The organism is Kitasatospora phosalacinea (assembly GCF_000717185.1).
Classification (GTDB): domain Bacteria; phylum Actinomycetota; class Actinomycetes; order Streptomycetales; family Streptomycetaceae; genus Kitasatospora; species Kitasatospora phosalacinea_A.
Map to the genome: position 1 here is coordinate 1 of NZ_JNYE01000134.1, position 16004 is coordinate 16004.

Annotated in this window: 14 protein-coding genes; 6 read left to right on the plus strand and 8 right to left on the minus strand. The window is 76.0% G+C overall.

Annotated elements, in window-relative coordinates; translation table 11 throughout:
* Positions 1-116: 116 nt before the first annotated feature.
* Both OO57_RS34980 and rsmH read right to left on the minus strand, forming a co-directional pair.
* A complete protein-coding gene (locus tag OO57_RS34980) occupies positions 117-623 on the minus strand; it encodes a cell division protein FtsL (RefSeq protein ID WP_199811386.1) in 507 nt (168 codons plus the stop codon).
* Between the two features lie 126 nt (positions 624-749).
* The gene (gene rsmH, locus OO57_RS34985; RefSeq protein ID WP_033256826.1) at positions 750-1718 is read right to left on the minus strand and encodes a 16S rRNA (cytosine(1402)-N(4))-methyltransferase RsmH; all 969 of its coding nucleotides are present in this window, start codon (positions 1716-1718) and stop codon (positions 750-752) included.
* Between the two features lie 728 nt (positions 1719-2446).
* On the opposite strand from rsmH, the gene OO57_RS34990 reads away from it, so the two are divergent.
* Genes OO57_RS34990 through OO57_RS35000 form a run of 3 tightly spaced genes read left to right on the plus strand, consistent with a single transcriptional unit; the run spans position 2447 to position 7135 of the window.
* A complete protein-coding gene (locus tag OO57_RS34990) occupies positions 2447-3394 on the plus strand; it encodes an AAA family ATPase (RefSeq protein ID WP_033256835.1) in 948 nt (315 codons plus the stop codon).
* A 1-nt stretch (position 3395) separates the two neighbouring features.
* Positions 3396-4721, plus strand: a complete 1326-nt coding sequence (locus OO57_RS34995) for a DUF58 domain-containing protein (protein ID WP_033256827.1) — start codon at positions 3396-3398, stop codon at positions 4719-4721.
* Positions 4718-7135 carry a transglutaminaseTgpA domain-containing protein gene (locus OO57_RS35000; protein ID WP_033256828.1) on the plus strand — a complete coding sequence of 806 codons (2418 nt, stop codon included), beginning with the start codon at positions 4718-4720 and terminating at the stop codon, positions 7133-7135. Before OO57_RS34995 ends, OO57_RS35000 begins: the two co-directional genes overlap by 4 nt.
* A 129-nt stretch (positions 7136-7264) precedes the next feature.
* Here OO57_RS35000 and OO57_RS35005 read toward each other — a convergent pair whose 3' ends face one another.
* From OO57_RS35005 to OO57_RS35015, 3 genes are all read right to left on the minus strand, one after another.
* Complete coding sequence (locus OO57_RS35005) at positions 7265-7642, minus strand: DUF3040 domain-containing protein (protein ID WP_033256829.1); 378 nt, start codon at positions 7640-7642, stop codon at positions 7265-7267.
* 230 nt (positions 7643-7872) lie between these two features.
* The gene (locus OO57_RS35010; protein WP_106974189.1) at positions 7873-8586 is read right to left on the minus strand and encodes a methyltransferase domain-containing protein; all 714 of its coding nucleotides are present in this window, start codon (positions 8584-8586) and stop codon (positions 7873-7875) included.
* A 155-nt stretch (positions 8587-8741) separates the two neighbouring features.
* A complete protein-coding gene (locus OO57_RS35015; protein WP_063737714.1) occupies positions 8742-9227 on the minus strand; it encodes an SAV_6107 family HEPN domain-containing protein in 486 nt (161 codons plus the stop codon).
* Positions 9228-9708: 481 nt separating this feature from the next.
* Here OO57_RS35015 and OO57_RS35020 point away from each other — a divergent pair, with 481 nt between their 5' ends.
* Both OO57_RS35020 and OO57_RS35025 read left to right on the plus strand, forming a co-directional pair.
* On the plus strand, positions 9709-10323 hold the full coding sequence (locus OO57_RS35020; RefSeq protein ID WP_033256831.1) for a DUF4126 domain-containing protein: 615 nt from the start codon (positions 9709-9711) through the stop codon (positions 10321-10323).
* Between the two features lie 194 nt (positions 10324-10517).
* Positions 10518-11903, plus strand: coding sequence for a phytoene desaturase family protein (locus OO57_RS35025; protein WP_033256832.1), 1386 nt, complete (start codon positions 10518-10520; stop codon positions 11901-11903).
* A gap of 7 nt (positions 11904-11910) precedes the next feature.
* On the opposite strand, the gene OO57_RS35030 is transcribed toward OO57_RS35025, so the two are convergent.
* Positions 11911-12624, minus strand: a complete 714-nt coding sequence (locus OO57_RS35030; RefSeq protein WP_033256833.1) for a hypothetical protein — start codon at positions 12622-12624, stop codon at positions 11911-11913.
* Positions 12625-12869: 245 nt separating this feature from the next.
* The gene (metF, locus tag OO57_RS35035; RefSeq protein WP_051778652.1) at positions 12870-13784 is read right to left on the minus strand and encodes a methylenetetrahydrofolate reductase [NAD(P)H]; all 915 of its coding nucleotides are present in this window, start codon (positions 13782-13784) and stop codon (positions 12870-12872) included.
* Between the two features lie 170 nt (positions 13785-13954).
* On the opposite strand from metF, the gene OO57_RS35040 reads away from it, so the two are divergent.
* Positions 13955-15061, plus strand: a complete 1107-nt coding sequence (locus OO57_RS35040; protein ID WP_081974183.1) for a polyprenyl synthetase family protein — start codon at positions 13955-13957, stop codon at positions 15059-15061.
* Positions 15062-15082: 21 nt separating this feature from the next.
* Here OO57_RS35040 and OO57_RS35045 read toward each other — a convergent pair whose 3' ends face one another.
* Positions 15083-15760 carry a VanZ family protein gene (locus tag OO57_RS35045; RefSeq protein ID WP_081974184.1) on the minus strand — a complete coding sequence of 226 codons (678 nt, stop codon included), beginning with the start codon at positions 15758-15760 and terminating at the stop codon, positions 15083-15085.
* Between the last annotated feature and the right edge of the window lie 244 nt (positions 15761-16004).

The window sequence follows — 16004 nt, forward strand, 5'->3', positions numbered from 1 at the left end:
CGGCTGCTCGGCGGGCTTGCCGCTCCCGGCGCGCGGCACGGCGGGGCGGGCGGAGCGGGGCGTGCCGGAGCCGGGCGGGGTGCGGCGCGGTCGGGGGGCGTCGCCGGGCGGGCGGCTCACCGCTGCGCCCCGGCGGACGGGCTGCCGGACGGGCCGGCGGACGGGCCGGGCGAGGGGCTGCCGGACGGGCCGGGCGCGGCGCCGGCGGGCGGGGCGGGGGCGAGGTCGATGCCGGGGTCGGCGGGGCTCGCGCCCGCGCCGGGCGAAGCGGACCCGGCGGCGGAGGCGGACGGGTCGGCGGTGCTGGGGCGCGGCACCGGCGGCTCGTCCTCGGCGGGCTCGGCCTTGCCGGTGACGGTGCCGTCCGGGTTGAGGAAGGCCGGGTCGCCGCCGGGGACCATGCCGAGCGCCCGGGCCTGCTGCTCCAGCGCGTCGGGCGCGGACTGCTGGGCGATCTGCTGCTGCAGGGTCTGCTGCTGGTCGGTGGCCTCGGTGGTCTGCCTCTTGAGCCGGGAGAGGGTGAACGACCCTTCGTTCAGGGCGGTGTTGAGCATCAGCAGCCCGAGCAGCCCGGCCGACAGCAGGGCGACCACCAGCACCGCGAACGGGGTGCGCCCCCGCATCGAGCGCGCTCCGGGCCGGACGGTGATCCGCGCCCTGCCCCCCTGCCCGGGGACGTTCCCCCGGGTCCGCTCGCCGGCCACCGGCACCGCTCCACTCCCCTTCGCTCCGCTGCTCCCGGCGGCTGGCTACCTCCGGGTCCGTCTGATCCTCTCCGCCACGCGCAGCCGTACGGGCGCGGCGCGCCGGTTCTCCTCGATCTCCTCCTCGGTGGCCAGTTCGGCCCCGCGGGTGAGGAGTTTCAGCCAGGGCTGGAGCTCCTCGGGGATCACCGGCAGGCCCGGCGGGGCGGTGGAGGTGGCGCCGGCCTGGAGGTACTGCTTCACCAGGCGGTCCTCCAGCGACTGGTAGGACATCACCACGATCCGGCCGCCCACCGCGAGGGCGTCCAGCGCGCCGGGGATCGCCCGGTCCAGCACCTCCAGCTCGCCGTTGACCTCGATCCGCAGCGCCTGGAAGGTCCGCTTGGCCGGGTTGCCGCCGGTGCGCCGGGTGGCCGCCGGGATGGCGTTGCGCACCAACTCGACAAGACGAGCGCTGGTGGTGAACGGTTCCCGCTCGCGCTCGCGCAGCACCGCGGAGGCGATCTTCCCGGCGAACCGCTCCTCGCCGTAGACCTTGAGGATCCGGGCCAGGTCGCCGTGGCTGTAGGTGTTGAGCACCTCGGCGGCGGAGATGCCGCGGGTCTGGTCCATCCGCATGTCCAGCGGGGCGTCCTGGGAGTAGGCGAAGCCGCGGTCGGCCTCGTCCAGCTGCATCGAGGAGACGCCGAGGTCGAACAGCACGCCGTGCACCTCGGGGACGCCCAACTCGTCCAGGACGCGCGGGATCTCGTCGTACACGGCGTGCACCAGGGTGGCCCGGTCGCCGAACGGGGCGAGCCGCCGGGCGGAGAGCTCCAGGGCCCGCGGGTCGCGGTCGACGGCGATCAGGCGGACGTCCGGGAAGCGGGTCAGCAGGGCTTCGCTGTGGCCGCCCAGGCCGAGGGTGGCGTCCACCACGACGGCGCCGGGCGCCGAGATCGCCGGGGCCAGGGCGTCCAGGCAGCGCTCCAGCATCACCGGGATGTGCCGGGGGGCGGGGCTGTCGGTACTCATACGGGGGCGGGGCCTTCCTCAGGTGCGGTGTGGCCGGGCCATTCTCGCGCACCGGGCGGGCCGGGCCGCACGCCGCCCGTGGTCCCCGCCCGCTCGCTCGGGGGAAGGAGCGACCGCCCGGCACCGGGGAAGGTGCGCCAGGTGGGCACGGAGCGGGAGGAGGCCGCGGGCTGCGTACGGGCGGGCCGACCCGGCGCGGAGAGCGGCCGGGCCGCCCGGTCGCCGGGCGCCGTCCGCCGTGCTCCACTGCGCCTGCAGCCTATCGCCCGCGCCCCGGCAGTCAACGCCCCGCTCCGGCGCACCACCCGGGCGGCCGTATCGGTTTGCGCAGGTCGGGCCGGTGGGCGGGGGCGCCGCGGGGAGCGCGGGGGCCGGCCGGGGCCGGGGCGCGGGGCCCCGGCGGGCGCGCCGGACGAACCGGGGCGAAGCCGTCCGAACGGGCCGCGCGGCGGAGGGCGGCCGCACCCGCGCCGGGGAATCCGTCGCCCCCGGAGGAAACCGCCGGGGCCCGGGCCCCGTCCCAAACCGGGACAGCCTTCGCGTCTCGCCCGGGCGGGTGACTTCTGGCCGTGCGACAGGGAAGAATGCGCCAAGTATTCGGGGTGGGCCGGGCTCGAACCAGCCGCCCGGTGACTGTGCAACATGGGAGCGTACGGGTGACGACCATCAACGGACAGGGCACGGAACAGCCGGAGTCGGGCCGCCACGACCGCCGGGAGCCGGCCGGCATGGCGGAGCTGGCGGCGGTGGTCGACCGGGTCCGGAAGTCCGTGGAAAGCGTGATCGAGGGCAAGCCGGAGGCGGTCCGGATCGCGCTCACGGTGCTCCTCGCCGAGGGCCACCTGCTGCTGGAGGACGTGCCGGGCGTCGGCAAGACCATGCTCGCCAAGACGCTGGCCCGCTCGGTGGACTGCACGGTGCGCCGCATCCAGTTCACCCCGGACCTGCTGCCGTCCGACGTGACCGGCACCAACGTGTTCGACCAGCACCAGCGGGACTTCGAGTTCCGGCCCGGCGCGATCTTCGCGCAGATCGTGGTCGGCGACGAGATCAACCGGGCCTCGCCGAAGACCCAGTCCGCGCTGCTGGAGTCGATGGAGGAGCGCCAGGTCACCATCGACGGCACCACCCACGAACTGCCCTCGCCGTTCATGGTGATCGCCACCCAGAACCCGGTGGAGATGGAGGGCACCTACGCCCTGCCCGAGGCCCAGCGCGACCGCTTCATGGCCCGCGTCTCGATCGGCTACCCCAGCGCCGAGGCCGAGTTCGCGATGCTCGACCTGCACTCCGCGGCCAACCCGCTGGACGACCTGCAGCCGGTCGCGCACGCCTCCGACCTGCTCAAGCTGATCGACCTGGTGAAGACCGTCTACGTCGCCGACCCGGTCCGCCGGTACGCCGTCGACCTGGTCGCCGCCACCCGCACCAGCCCCGAGCTGCGGCTCGGCGCCTCCCCCCGGGCCACCCTGCACCTGGTCCGGGCGGCCCGCGCGCACGCCGCCCTGGAGGGCCGCGACTACGTGCTGCCGGACGACATCCAGGTGCTCGCCGCCCCCGTGCTGGCGCACCGCCTGCTGCCGACCTCGGAGACCCAGCTGAGCCGCCGCACGGTCGAGCAGGTCGTGCTCGACCTGGTGGCCCGACTCCCGATCCCGCGCCCGCAGGGCCGCTGAGGTGGCGCGCACCGCCCGCGCCTCCGGGGTGCGCGCCGCACTGCGCGGGCTCACCACCCGGGGGCGCTCCTTCCTCGCGGCCGGGCTGACCGCCGCCGTCTGCGCGTTCGTGTTCGGCCAGGCCGCCCTGCTCCAGGTCGGCGTGCTGCTGGCGGTGCTGCCGCTGGCGGCCGCCGCGCTGCTGGTGCGCACCCGCTACCGGGTCGCCTCCGGCCGCCGGCTCAGCCCGCACCGGGCCGCGGCCGGCCAGGAGGCCCGGGTGCACCTGCGGCTGGACAACGTCTCCCGGGTGCCCACCGGCCTGCTGCTGCTGGAGGACAGGGTCCCGTACGTGCTGGGCCCGCGCCCGCGCTTCGTGCTGGACCGGGTCGAGCCGCGCGGCTTCCGCGAGGTGTCCTACCGGGTCCGCTCCGACCTGCGCGGCCGCTACCCGCTGGGCCCGCTGCAGCTGCGGCTGTCCGACCCGTTCGGGATGTGCGAGCTGACCCGCGCGTTCAGCGCCGCCGACGTGCTGACCGTCGTCCCGCAGGTCCAGGACCTGCCGCCGGTGCGGCTGCCCGGCGAGTCCACCGGGCAGGGGGACTCCAACAGCCACACCCTGGCGCTGGCCGGCGACGACGACGTCATCCCGCGCGAGTACCGGCACGGCGACGACCTGCGCCGGGTGCACTGGAAGTCCACCGCCCGGTACGGCGAGCTGATGGTCCGCCGGGAGGAGCAGCCGCTGCAGGCCCGCGCGACCGTGCTGCTGGACACCCGGGAGGCCGCGCACCGCGGCTCGGGCCCGGCGTCCTCGTTCGAGTGGGCGGTGTCCTGCGCCGCCTCGGTCTCGGTCGACCTGGTGCAGCGCGGCTACCGGACCAGGCTGCTCACCGACACCGGCTTCTCGGTGCCCGACCCCGGGGCGAGCGGCGGCGCGAGCGCCGCCGAGTCCGTCGGCACGCTGCTGGACGCGCTGGCCGTGGTCGAGCACTCCGACGGCGGCACCCTGGCCCGCGCCGAGGAGGTGCTGCGGCTCGGCGGCGAGGGCCTGCTGGTCGCGGTCGTCGGCGAGCTGGACGAGGAGCAGGCCGAGCGGCTGGCCCGGCTGCGCCGGCGCACCGGCGGCGCCGTCGCCCTGCTGCTGGACACCGGCACCTGGGCGGGGCTGCGCCACCTGCTGCCGGAGACCGGGGACGAGCAGCTGACCGCCCGGGTCACCAGGCTGCGCGAGTCCGGCTGGACCGTGCTGCCGGTGCGGGCGGGCGACTCGCTGCCCGCCCTGTGGCGGGCCGCGGACCGCACCCAGAACACCACCGTTCCCTACCGAGACGAGGTCGGCGCGTGACCACCCGGGCCAAGTTGACGCTCTGCGCGGCCCTGGCCACCGCCCTGGCGGCGCTGTGCCTGTCCCCGCTGTTCCAGGACTCCTTCGCGTTCGCCCCGCACGGGCTGCTGATGATCGCCGTCGCGGCCGGCGCCGGGGCCGGGCTGCGCGCCCTGCCGCTCCCCCGGGCCCTGGTGCCGCCGCTGCAGCTCCTCGTGGTGCTGTACGTGCTGCTGCTCACCACCGTGCAGTCCTCGATGACCGGCGGCCTGCTGCCCGGCCCGAAGGCGCTGGACGCCGTCTCCACGCTGCTGAGCAACGGCGGCACCGACGTCCAGGAGTACGCGATCCCCGCCCCGGCCAGCGACGGCCTGCGGATGATCGTGGTCGGCTCGGTCGCCCTGGTCGCCGTCCTGGTCGACACCCTGGCGGTCACCTACCGCCGGGCCGCCGCCGCGGGCCTGCCGCTGCTGGCCGTGTACTCGGTCGCGGGCGGCCTGGCCGAGTCGCCGGGCGGCATGTGGCTGTGGTTCCTGTTCGCAGCCGCGGGCTACCTGGCCCTGCTCTACACCGAGGGCCAGGACCGGCTCACCCGCTGGGGCCGGGTCTTCCACGGCACCGGCCGCTCCGCCGTGGCGCTGTCCAACGGCGGGCGCCGGATCGGCATGATCGCGCTGGCCGCCGCCGTCCTGCTGCCGGTGTTCGTCCCCGCGGTCGGCACCGGCCTGTTCGACCAGGCGGGCAGCCACAGCGGCGAGGGCACCGGCGGCGGCAAGGGCAACGACGACGAGCGCTCGCTCAACCTGGTCGTCGCGCTCACCGCCAACCTGCGCGCCAGCGACGACACCGAGCTGCTGACCTTCTCCACCGACTCGCCCGACGCCGACCAGCTCTACCTGCGGATCGCCGCGCTCAGCGAGTTCAACGGCCAGGAGTGGCTGACCGGGGACCAGGACCCGGAGCAGGTGCCCGCCACCGTGCCCGGCCCCGAGGGCCTCTCCCCGAACCTGCCGACCACCTCGGTCCGCACCAACGTCACGGTCTCCGACCAGCTCAACACCACCTGGCTGCCGATGCCGTACCCGATGTCCTGGGTGGAGCTGCCGAACAGCGCGAACTGGCGCTTCGACCCGGTCGGGCGCACCCTCAACGGCGTCAACGGCCAGAAGAGCAAGGGCCTGAAGTACTCCGTCGGCTCGGTCAGCGTCGACGCCACCGCCGCCCAGCTGCGCAACGCGGGCGCTCCCCCGGCCGACGTCGCCGAGCGCTACCTCGACCTGCCCGCCAACCTGCCGTCCGTGGTGGCCGACACCGCCCGGGACGTCACCAAGGGCAAGACCACCCCGTACGACCGGGCCGTCGCCCTGCAGCAGTACTTCACCAGCGGCGGCTTCACCTACAACACCAAGATCGACGCGCGCACCGGGCCGGACGCCATCGCCAAGTTCCTGCAGGACAAGGAGGGCTTCTGCGTCCACTTCGCCGCCACCATGGCCGCGATGTCCCGCTCCCTGGGCATCCCCGCCCGGGTCGCGATCGGCTTCACCCCGGGCGAGGGCAACGGCACCGACCGGGTGGTGCGCAGCTCCAACTACCACGCCTGGCCCGAGCTGTACTTCAACGGCTACGGCTGGATGCGCTTCGAGCCCACCCCGAACCGGGGCACCACCCCGCTGTACTCCGTGCAGCAGGCCGCGCCCACCAGCACGCCCAGCGCCGCGCCCAGCAGCGCCGCGCCCAGCGCGCAGCCCTCCGCCCAGCCGTCCTCCTCCAGCAGCTGCCCCCCGCAGCAGCACAAGATCGGCGACTGCGAGGACGAGGACGCCGTGGTCGAGCACAAGACCGTCGAGACGCCCTGGTGGCAGACCTGGCCCGCGCTGGTCACCGTCCTCGCCGTCCTGCTGCTGCTCGCGGCGCTGGCCTTCCCGATGCTCTGGCGCACCAGGCTGCGCCGACGCCGCCTCGGCGCCGGACGCCACCTGCCCGGCGCGGGCGGGCCGCCGCTCACCGACGAACAGGTGCTCGCCGCCTGGGCCGAACTCGTCGACTCCGCGTGGGACCTGGGCATCCCGCCGGACGAGGCCCGCACCCCGCGCAACGCCGTCCGGCGGCTCGCCGAGGACGCCCGCCTCGACGCCGACTCCGCGGCCGCCGCGGGCCGGGTCGCCCTCGCCACCGAGCGCGTCATGTACGCCCGCGACTCCGACGCGCCCCCGCACCTGGGCGGCGACGTCCGCACCGCCCGCGAGGCGCTGCGGGTCCGGGCGACCCGCACCCGCCGCCTGCGCGCGCTGCTGCTGCCCGCCTCCGCGGTGCGGCTGTGGTGGCGGGCCCAGGACCGGGCCGCGGCCCGCCGCGAGCGCACGGCCGAACGGGTGGCGGCGGTCCGGGCCGCCGTGACCAAGCCGTTCCGGCGGCGCCGCAAGGACGGATAGCCCCGTCCGGCGCCCCGCGACCCGCGTCCCGCGGGCGCGGGGTGTCGGCGGGGACGGCACGAGAAGAGATCCGCCCCGGGAGGGAAGACCTTCCGGGGCGGATCTCTTCTCGTTGCGTTCCGGTCGCTGCTACAGGCCGCTCTGCTCGTCGCGGCGGCGCTGCCAGCGCTGTTCCATTCGATCCACGACACCGGACTTCCGGCGTGGCGCGGCCGCCTGCCGTGGGCCGTGTCCGGCCGGGCCGCGGCGCCACGCGGTGACCGCGAGGACCGCACAACCAAGCATCACCAGGAACCCGACCACACTGACCCAGATGACCTGCGCGACCAGGCCGCCCATGAGCAGCGCGATGCCTGCCACGAACCCCGCCACGGCCAGGTAGACCCGCCGACGGGTGTAGGTGTGCAGGCCGGTTCCCTCGAGCGCTGACGCGAACTTGGGATCTTCGGCGTACAGCGCTCGCTCCATCTGCTCGAGCAGTCGCTGCTCGTGCTCCGAGAGCGGCACGGAGTCCTCCTACTCGTCGGTCGCGGGGCGACCGGTCCGCCACCCCTGGCTCGGGCCTGTGTGGTCCATATGCCCCACCGGTCTGGCCGTCATGCTTACCGGCTTTACCCAGATCATACGGTCCACGGCCGCGGTTCGGCGTGGTCAATCAGGCGTGGCTCGGGCCACCTCGTCGGCGACCCGCACACCTGCAACGAGCGGAGGGCCCGCTTGGTGCCCCCCGCGGAGGATCAGATCGCCTCGGCCAGCAGGTGGAGCTGGGTGGCCACGGCGTGGAAGGCGGGCTGCTCGGCGGCGGCGAGCTCCAGCTTGAGCAGGGCGTCCAGCGCGCCCGGCTCGGTGTCGACCAGGACGCCGGGGACGAGGTCGGCGAAGACCCGGATGCCGTGCACCGAGGTGACCCGCAGCCCGGCGGCGGCGGCCAGCCCGTCCAGCTGCTCGCCGGTGAAGCGGCGGGGCATCGGGTCGCCCGCGCCCCAGCGGCCGTCGGCGGCGTCCAGCGCGGTGCGGGCCTCGGTGAACTGGCCGGCCACCGCGCGGGCCAGCACCGCGCCGTTGCGGTTGGCGGCGAGCAGGCTGACCAGGCCGCCCTTGCCGAGGGTGCCGACCAGGTTGCCGAGCGCCTCCGCCGGGTCGTCGACGACCTCCAGGACGCCGTGGCACAGCACCGCGTCGACCGATCCGGCCGGGACGAGGTCGGGCAGCGTCTGCGCGTCGCCCTGGACGGCCCGGACCAGCTCGGTGACCCCGGCCTCGGCGGCCCGGCGCTCCAGCGCGAACAGCGCGTCGGGGCTCGGGTCGACCACGGTGACCCGGTGGCCGAGCCGGGCCACGGGCACGGCGAAGTTGCCCGTGCCGCCACCGGTGTCGACGACCTCCAGCACCGGCCGCCCGAGCTCGGCGGAACGCCGCTCCAGCGCCTCCCGCACCACCTCCCACACCACGGCGGTACGCAACGCACTGCGGGGACGAGTCGGATACAAGGCGGCACCCCTCTTGGCAGGTCTTCCACGGCGGGAACTCCTCCACCTTATCCGCCGTGACCGGACGGCCGAGGTGCGGCGCAGCGCCGGGCGACCGGCCCGCCGGGGGGCGCCCGTCAGGGGTGCAGGGCCAGGATCCGCTCCACTATGCGCAGGTACAGGGCGGTGTTGCGGATCAGGTCGTCCGCGTCCCGCTCGCCGGCGGCGCCGGTGATGCCCGCCTCGGCGGCCGCGCGGCGGCGCGCCCCGGCCGCGAAGTAGGCGGCCCACTCGGCGAGTTCGGGTGCGACCTCGGACAGCAGCTCCCACGCGGGGCGGATCGCCTGGCGGCGGCGCGGGTTGCGCACCGGGCGGCCCCGGACGGCGAGCACCGCGGCGGTGGCGCGCAGCGCGGCGAGGTGCGCGGTGGCGTAGCGCTCCAGCGGGTCCTGCCGGCCGCGGGCGTGCACCAGGGTGCGGTGCGCGTGCCGGAGCAGTTCGAGCGCGGCGGGCGGGGCGGAGCCCCGGCGCAGCACCGGGTGGACGTCGCTGCCGCGGGTGCTGGGCAGGACGGGCTGATCGACGGCAGGGCGGGCGACAGGCTCAGGACGACTGATGGTCATGGGTCTCCCCCGTTCACTCCGGACCTTGCCCGGACCGGCTGGTCCGCGCATGCATCCATCGTGAACGGGGGGTCTGACAACTCGGGGTCCCCCGACCCCGTTCCGTCGTCCCCCACGGCCGGTCCCCCGGATCCCCCCAGGGGGAGGGGGCCGGGCTCCGCCGCCCCGTGTCGGCGGTGCCCGGCCCCCTCGCTCCGGCCGCTGGTCGCGCTCCGGGCCGTGGTGTCGGCCGTCGTTCCCCCTGACCGGCGGCCCGGCCCCGAGCGCTCCGGGCGGCTCCGCCCTGCGGCGGCCTTCCCGGTGCGCACCACTCTGCCGGTCGGACGGGGTCCGCCGGTATCCGCGCGCGTACTCAACCGGCGACCTGAGTACGGATACTCAGTCGCCGCCGCTCCCCCGCCCTCCCCCGCGGCCGCCCCCGCCGGGTACGGTGTGCGCGACCCGCCCGAGGGCCGGACGGGACGCGTCGAAGGGGGCCGCCGTGGGGGCCGTTCCGCTGATCTTCACCAGCGGCTGGGCGAGCGGGATCAACGCGTACGCCGTGGTCCTGCTGCTGGGCCTGTTCGGCCGGTACGGCGGCGCGGACTCGGTGCCGCCGGTGCTGGAGCGCACCGACGTGCTGCTGGCCGCCGGAGCGCTGTTCCTCTGCGAGGCGGTGCTCGACAAGATCCCCTACGTGGACACCGTCTGGGACGCCGTCCACACCGTGGTCCGCCCGATCGCCGGAGCCACCGTCGGCGCCCTGCTGGCCGCCCACGACCCCGGCTCGCTGGGCGAGGTCGCCGCGGGCGCGGTCGGCGGAACGACGGCCCTGCTCAGCCACGGCATCAAGGCGAGCCTGCGGATGGCCGTCAACACCTCCCCGGAACCGGCCTCCAACATCCTCCTCAGCCTGGCCGAGGACCTCTCGGTGGCCGGCCTGGTCACCCTCGCCGTCTTCCACCCCTGGCTGGCCGCCTCCACCGCAGCCGTGCTGCTGGCCCTCGGCGCGCTGCTGGTGTGGTTCGCGGTGACCCGGATCCGCCGCTTCTGGCTCCGCCGCAAGGAGCGCCGAGCCCGACGACGGGCGGCGACGGGGACGGTCGCGGCGGGCTAGGGGGACGGGAGCCCCCGGGCCGGGAAGGTCCGCGCGGGCGCAGCCCGGTAGGGGCGGCGGGACGGCCGTGCACGAGCCGGCGGGGACGGCAGCTCGGCGTCCCGGACTCTCAGCGCCCCGGCGTCCCCGGCGGGGAGGGGGTTGCGGGGGCGTGCGGTCCGGCGGGGCGGTGGGGGCGCATAGGATCTTCTGCCATGGCTCGGATCATCGTCGTCGGTGCAGGCATGGGCGGTCTGGCGGCCGCCTCCCGGTTGGCCGCTCTCGGGCACCGGGTGACGGTGCTGGAGGCGGCCGGGGGGCACGGGGGTCAGGTGGGGGCGTACCGGCGGGACGGGTTCGGGTTCGACACCGGGCCGGGGTTGCTCACGCTGCCCGCCGTCTACCGGGATCTGGCGTTGAAGACCGGGCGAGAGCCGCTGGAGCAGTTGGTGGGGCTGCGGCCGATCGACCCGGAGAGCCGTCACCTGTTCCCGGACGGCACCGAGCTGCTGCTGCCGAACGCCTCCCGGGGCGGGGTCGGCCAGGCGCTGGACGCGGCGTTCGGGGCGGGCACCGGGGCGCGCTGGGGCGAGCTGGTCAACCGGGGCCGCACGGTGTGGGAGGCGACCCGCCGCCCGCTGCTGGAGGAGCCGCGCCCGGCCGTCGACCCGGCCGACCCGTACCCGGTGCCGCCGCGCCGCGGCCTGTCCCGGCTGCTGCCGCGCGGGCGGTACACCCTGGGCGACGTGGCCCGCGAGCTGGGCGGCGGCCCGGGTCCGGCGGCGCTGCTCGGCGAGTACGCGCTGCGCCACGGCCTGGACCCGCTGGCCGCGCCCGCCTCGGCGACCGTGCTGCCGTACATGGAGCAGTCGTTCGGCGTCTGGTACGTGGACGGCGGCCTGCGGGCGCTCGCCGACGCGGTGTTCGAGCGGTGCGTGGAGCGCGGTGCGGAGTTCCGCTTCGACACCCCCGTCCGGGCCCTGGAGCGGGACGGCGAGCGGGTGGTGGGCGTGCGCACGGACGAGGGGGTGCTGGCCGCCGACGCGGTGCTCTCCGCGGTGCCCGGGCTGGGCGCGGCCGCCCCCGCCCCCGCGCCGGGCCGGTTCACCGTGCTGCTCGCGCTGGACGGCGCCCGTCGGGCGGGCACCGCGCACCGCACCGTGGTGCACGCCGCGGACGGCGCGGCCGAAGTCCGGGCGGTGTTCGCCGAGCGGACGCTGCCGGCCCGGCCCACCGTGCAGGTGCTGCGCCCGGACGACCCCGCGCTGGTGCCGGGACCGGATGCGGAGGCCGCCGTGCTGACCGTCACCGTGCCCGCCGGACTCGCCCTCACCGATGCCGAACAGGACGCCTACGCCGAGGAGTTGCTCGCCCACCTGGCCGCGTCCGGCCTCGACCTGCGCCCGCGGCTGCGCTGGCGGGAGACCCGGTTCACCGCCACCGTCCCGCCCCCCTCGCTGGCCGGCGGCCACCTCGCCCGGGCCAACGGACCCGGCCCGGCGGGCCTGTACCTGATCGGCGCGCACGCCCACCCCGGCGGCGGGCTGGCCCGGGTCGGGATGTCGGCCTCGATCACCGCCGGGCTGCTCGGCCCGGCCTGACGGGGCGTCAGTACTGCTGCTGGTAGTACCAGTTCTGGTCCTGCTGCGGCTGTTGCTGCTGCGGGACGTACGGCTGCTGGTACTGCTGCTGGGTGTACGGGTCCTGGTAGACCGGCCGGCCGTACTGGTCGTAGCCGATCAGCTGCAACTGCGGCTGCTGCGGCGGCTGTTGGACGTACTGCTGCTGGTACTGGGGCTGGTACTGCTGCGCGTAGCCGTACTGCGGCTGCTGCGGGACCTGGTAGGAGACCTGCTCCTCGGCGTAGACGCCCGCGTCGAGCTGCTGGAACTCCTCGTACGCGGCGGAGCGCCCGTCGTACGGGTCGTCGAACTCGACCTCGACCGGGCCGACCTCGCCGACCGGCACCACCGGCTCCGCGGCGACCGCCGCAGCGGCGCTCCCGCCGGTGGCCGCGGCCAGCAGCGGGACCTTGGCCAGCGGGCCGGGCAGTCGGCCGTCGGTGCGGCGCAGCGACCAGCCGACCGGGCGGCCGCGCTTGACCGAGCCGGTCACCATCAGCTGGCCCAGCCCGAACCCGGCCGCGCCCGCCACTATCACCGCGACCGAGGAGGTCCGCATCCCGGCGACCACGCCGAGGAAACCCAGCAGGGCGAGCGCCCGCCAGTGCAGCGGGGCGCGGTTCTGCAGCAGCAGTTCGGCGGTCAGCCAGAGCGCGACCAGGGCCAGCGCGCCATAGAGGAGCAGGTATCCGATGCCCATCCCCGCAACCTCCAGACGCCACCATCACCGCGCGGTTGCGGGCGACTGTACAGCCTCCGGGCGAACAGCACCGCATCCCGGACCGCACCGCTTCCGACCGGTTCCCGGCCCCGTCGGCGACGCCCCGCGGCGGCCCGCCCGACGGGTGCGCGATCCGACCGAAAAGCGCCCCCGCGGCGGCCGCGCGGCAACCGCCCGCGGCGCTGCCCCGCCGCGCCGCGCGCAGCGGCTCGCGGCGGCCCCGGTCAGCGGGTGTGCAGCCCCAGGTTCTGGTAGATCTCCAGGGTCGAGGTGGAGTGGTTCAGCGTGATGAAGTGCAGGCCGGGGGCGCCCTCCGCGAGGAGGCGCTCGGCCATGGCGGTGGCGTGCTCCAGGCCGACGGCGCGGACGGCGGCCGGGTCGTCGACGACGGCCTCCAACTTGCGGCGGAAGTCGTCCGGGAAGGCGGAGCCGGACAGCTGCGGGAAGCGCACCAGCTGGCGGCTGTTGGTGACCGGCATGATCTCCGGGATGATCGGCGTGTCGCAGCCCGCCGCGGCGACCCGGTCGCGCAGCCGCAGGTAGTCCTCGACCTCGAAGAACATCTGGGTGATCGCGTAGTCCGCGCCCGCCCGGCACTTGGCGACGAAGTGCCGGATGTCCTCGTCCCAGTCGGCCGAGCGCGGGTGCATCTGCGGGAACGCCGCGACGCCCACGCAGAAGTCGCCGATGCCCTTGATCAGTTCGACCAGCTCGGCGGCGTAGGTGACGCCCTCGGGGTGGCGGACCCACTCGCCCATCGGGTCGCCGGGCGGGTCGCCGCGGACCGCGAGCACGTTGCGCACGTTCTGGTCGGCGTACTGGCCGATGATGTTGCGCAGTTCAGCGGTCGAGTGGTCGACGGCGGTGAGGTGGGCGACCGGGGTCAGGGTGGTCTCGGTGGCGATCCGGCCGACCAGGTCGACGGTGCGGCCGCGCGAGGAGCCGCCCGCGCCGTACGTCATGCAGACGAAGTTGGGTTCCAGGCACTCGACCCGGCGGATCGCGTCCCAGAGCTTGCGCTCGGCCTCCTCGTTGCGCGGCGGCATGAATTCGAAGGAGAAGGAGCGGTCGCCGGCCGCCAGCAGGTCGCGCACGGTCTGCGCGCGGTCGCTTCTGGTGCTGGGAATCCCTAGTGCCATGCGGGCAGGTTATCCGTCGGCGGCTCGGCGCGGACAAACGCCGTCCACTCGCTGAGACGTCACTTGAGATTTTCGGCCGAATGGTTCTGGCTGGCCGGACGGCGGGTGGAACGGGTCACCCCGGTGGGAGCGTTAATCTGACTGTCAGCCCCCTCGATCCGGAGTCTCAGGTGCCCTCCTCCATCCGCCTTCCCCGCAACCCCGTCGACGCGGAGGACGTGCGCGACCGCGTGAACCGCGCGCTCGGCGCGTTCATGGTCGAGCGGGCGGCGCTGCTCTCCGGCATCTCCGAGCAGCTCGGGCCGGTCTCCGACGCGCTGCGCGACTTCCTGCTGGACGGCGGCAAGCGGCTGCGTCCCGCGTTCTGCTACTGGGGCTGGCGGGCCGCCGGGGGCGCCTCGGACGAGCCCGGCATCGAGCGGGCCGCCGCCGCGCTGGAGCTGCTGCAGGCCAGCGCCCTGGTGCACGACGACCTGATGGACCGCAGCGACACCCGCCGCGGCCTGCCCGCCGTCCACCGCCGCTTCGAGAACCTGCACCGGGCGGGCGGCTGGCGCGGCGACCGCGAGCAGTACGGGGCGTCCGCCGCGGTGCTGCTCGGCGACCTGCTGCTGATCTGGTGCGACGAGCTGTTCCAGCGCTCCGGGCTGCCCGCCGCCGCCGTGGCGGCCGCCAAGCCCGCCTTCGACCTGATGCGCACCGAGGTCATGCTCGGCCAGTACCTGGACGTGCTGGAGCCGGTCGCGGGCGACTCCGCCGACGACGGGGCGATCGACCGGGCCCGGACCGTCCTGCACTACAAGTCCGCGAAGTACACCATCGAGCGCCCGCTCCAGGTCGGCGCGCTGCTGGCCGGCGCCGCCCCCGGCCTGGTCGACGCCCTCGGCGGCTTCGGCCTGCCGCTCGGCGAGGCGTTCCAGCTCCGCGACGACCTGCTGGGCGTCTTCGGCGACCCCGCCGTCACCGGCAAGCCCGCCGGGGACGACCTGCGCGAGGGCAAGCGCACCCTGCTGGTCGCGCACGCCATGCGCGGCCTCGGCCGGGCGGACGCCGCGCACCTCGACGCCCGGCTCGGCACCCCCGGCCTCACCGCCGGGGAGATCGCCGAACTCCGCGACCTGATCACCCTCAGCGGCGCCCCGGACCTGGTGGAGGCCCGGATCGACGCGCTGCTCACCGAGGCGCTGGACGCCCTGGACGCGGCCCCGATCGCCGACGGGCCGACCCGCGGGGTGCTCCGGGCGCTGGCCGACGCGGCGACGGTCCGCAAGTACTGAGGGGCCGCCGGGCGGCGGGCTTCAGCCGGCCGGGCGGCGCCACCAGCGGCGGGAGGCCAGGGCGGCCAGCGCCGCCCCGCCCGCGTTCAGCAGCACGTCGTCCACCGAGGAGACCCGGTCCAGCCGCAGCGCGTACTGGGCGGCCTCCACCAGCACCGAGCAGGCCGCGCCGAGCGCCAGCACCCGCCACGCCGAGGCCAGCGCCGCGAACCGCAGCGGGAGCAGGAAGCCCAGCGCCGCGAACACCAGCATGTTGCCGACGATCTGGGCCACCGCGGTGGCGGGCGGCCCGGCGGCCACGATCTCGGCGACGTCGTGCAGCGGGACCAGGTTCACCCGGCGCCGCGGGCCGCCCGGGTCGACGCCCGGCAGCAGGATCATCCACACCCACGGCACCGTCCCGTAGACCGCGCCGACCTCGGCCAGCGCCGAGCGCCGCGCCCACCCGGGCTCCGCCCCCGCCGCCCGGCGGCGCCGGGCCAGCGCCCACACCGCCAGCACCGCCACCGGCAGGGCGGCCGCGGCCAGGAAGACGATGCCGTTGGCCGTGCCGACCCAGCCGTTCCACCCCGCGTGGTGGCGGCCCAGCGGCCGCTGGGCGAGGTAGGCGACGGCCGCCGCCGCGAGCAGCGCGGGGGCGAGCAGGGCCACCCGGCGGGCACGGCGGGCGGGCGCGGGGACGGCGGGGACGGGTTCCATGCCTGCACGGAGTACGAACGCGCTCCGCGCGGTTCCCGAGCGCGCCGGGCACCGGCCCCGGCAGGCCCCGCCTCCCGCGGTGGCGCGCGGCTCCCCGCGCCCCCGGCGGGGCCGCGGGGTGCGCGGGCGTCCCGGCCGGACAGGGCCTAGAAGACTGATGAAGATGTTGGGTTCTGGCTCCGCCGCGTGAGTGGTGGGGCCAGACTCGTTTTGTGGCGATGGGGGAATGGGCCGGGGAGACGGT

Excerpts from the sequence above, each read along its gene's own strand:
- OO57_RS35030 (WP_033256833.1), bottom strand. The coding sequence starts at position 12,624 with ATGGGCATCGGATACCTGCTCCTCTATGGCGCGCTGGCCCTGGTCGCG.
- OO57_RS35015 (WP_063737714.1), bottom strand. The coding sequence starts at position 9,227 with ATGACCATCAGTCGTCCTGAGCCTGTCGCCCGCCCTGCCGTCGATCAG.
- OO57_RS35045 (WP_081974184.1), bottom strand. The coding sequence starts at position 15,760 with ATGGAACCCGTCCCCGCCGTCCCCGCGCCCGCCCGCCGTGCCCGCCGG.
- metF (WP_051778652.1), bottom strand. The coding sequence starts at position 13,784 with ATGGCACTAGGGATTCCCAGCACCAGAAGCGACCGCGCGCAGACCGTG.
- OO57_RS34980 (WP_199811386.1), bottom strand. The coding sequence starts at position 623 with ATGCGGGGGCGCACCCCGTTCGCGGTGCTGGTGGTCGCCCTGCTGTCG.
- rsmH (WP_033256826.1), bottom strand. The coding sequence starts at position 1,718 with ATGAGTACCGACAGCCCCGCCCCCCGGCACATCCCGGTGATGCTGGAG.
- OO57_RS35025 (WP_033256832.1), top strand. The coding sequence starts at position 10,518 with ATGGCTCGGATCATCGTCGTCGGTGCAGGCATGGGCGGTCTGGCGGCC.
- OO57_RS34990 (WP_033256835.1), top strand. The coding sequence starts at position 2,447 with ATGGCGGAGCTGGCGGCGGTGGTCGACCGGGTCCGGAAGTCCGTGGAA.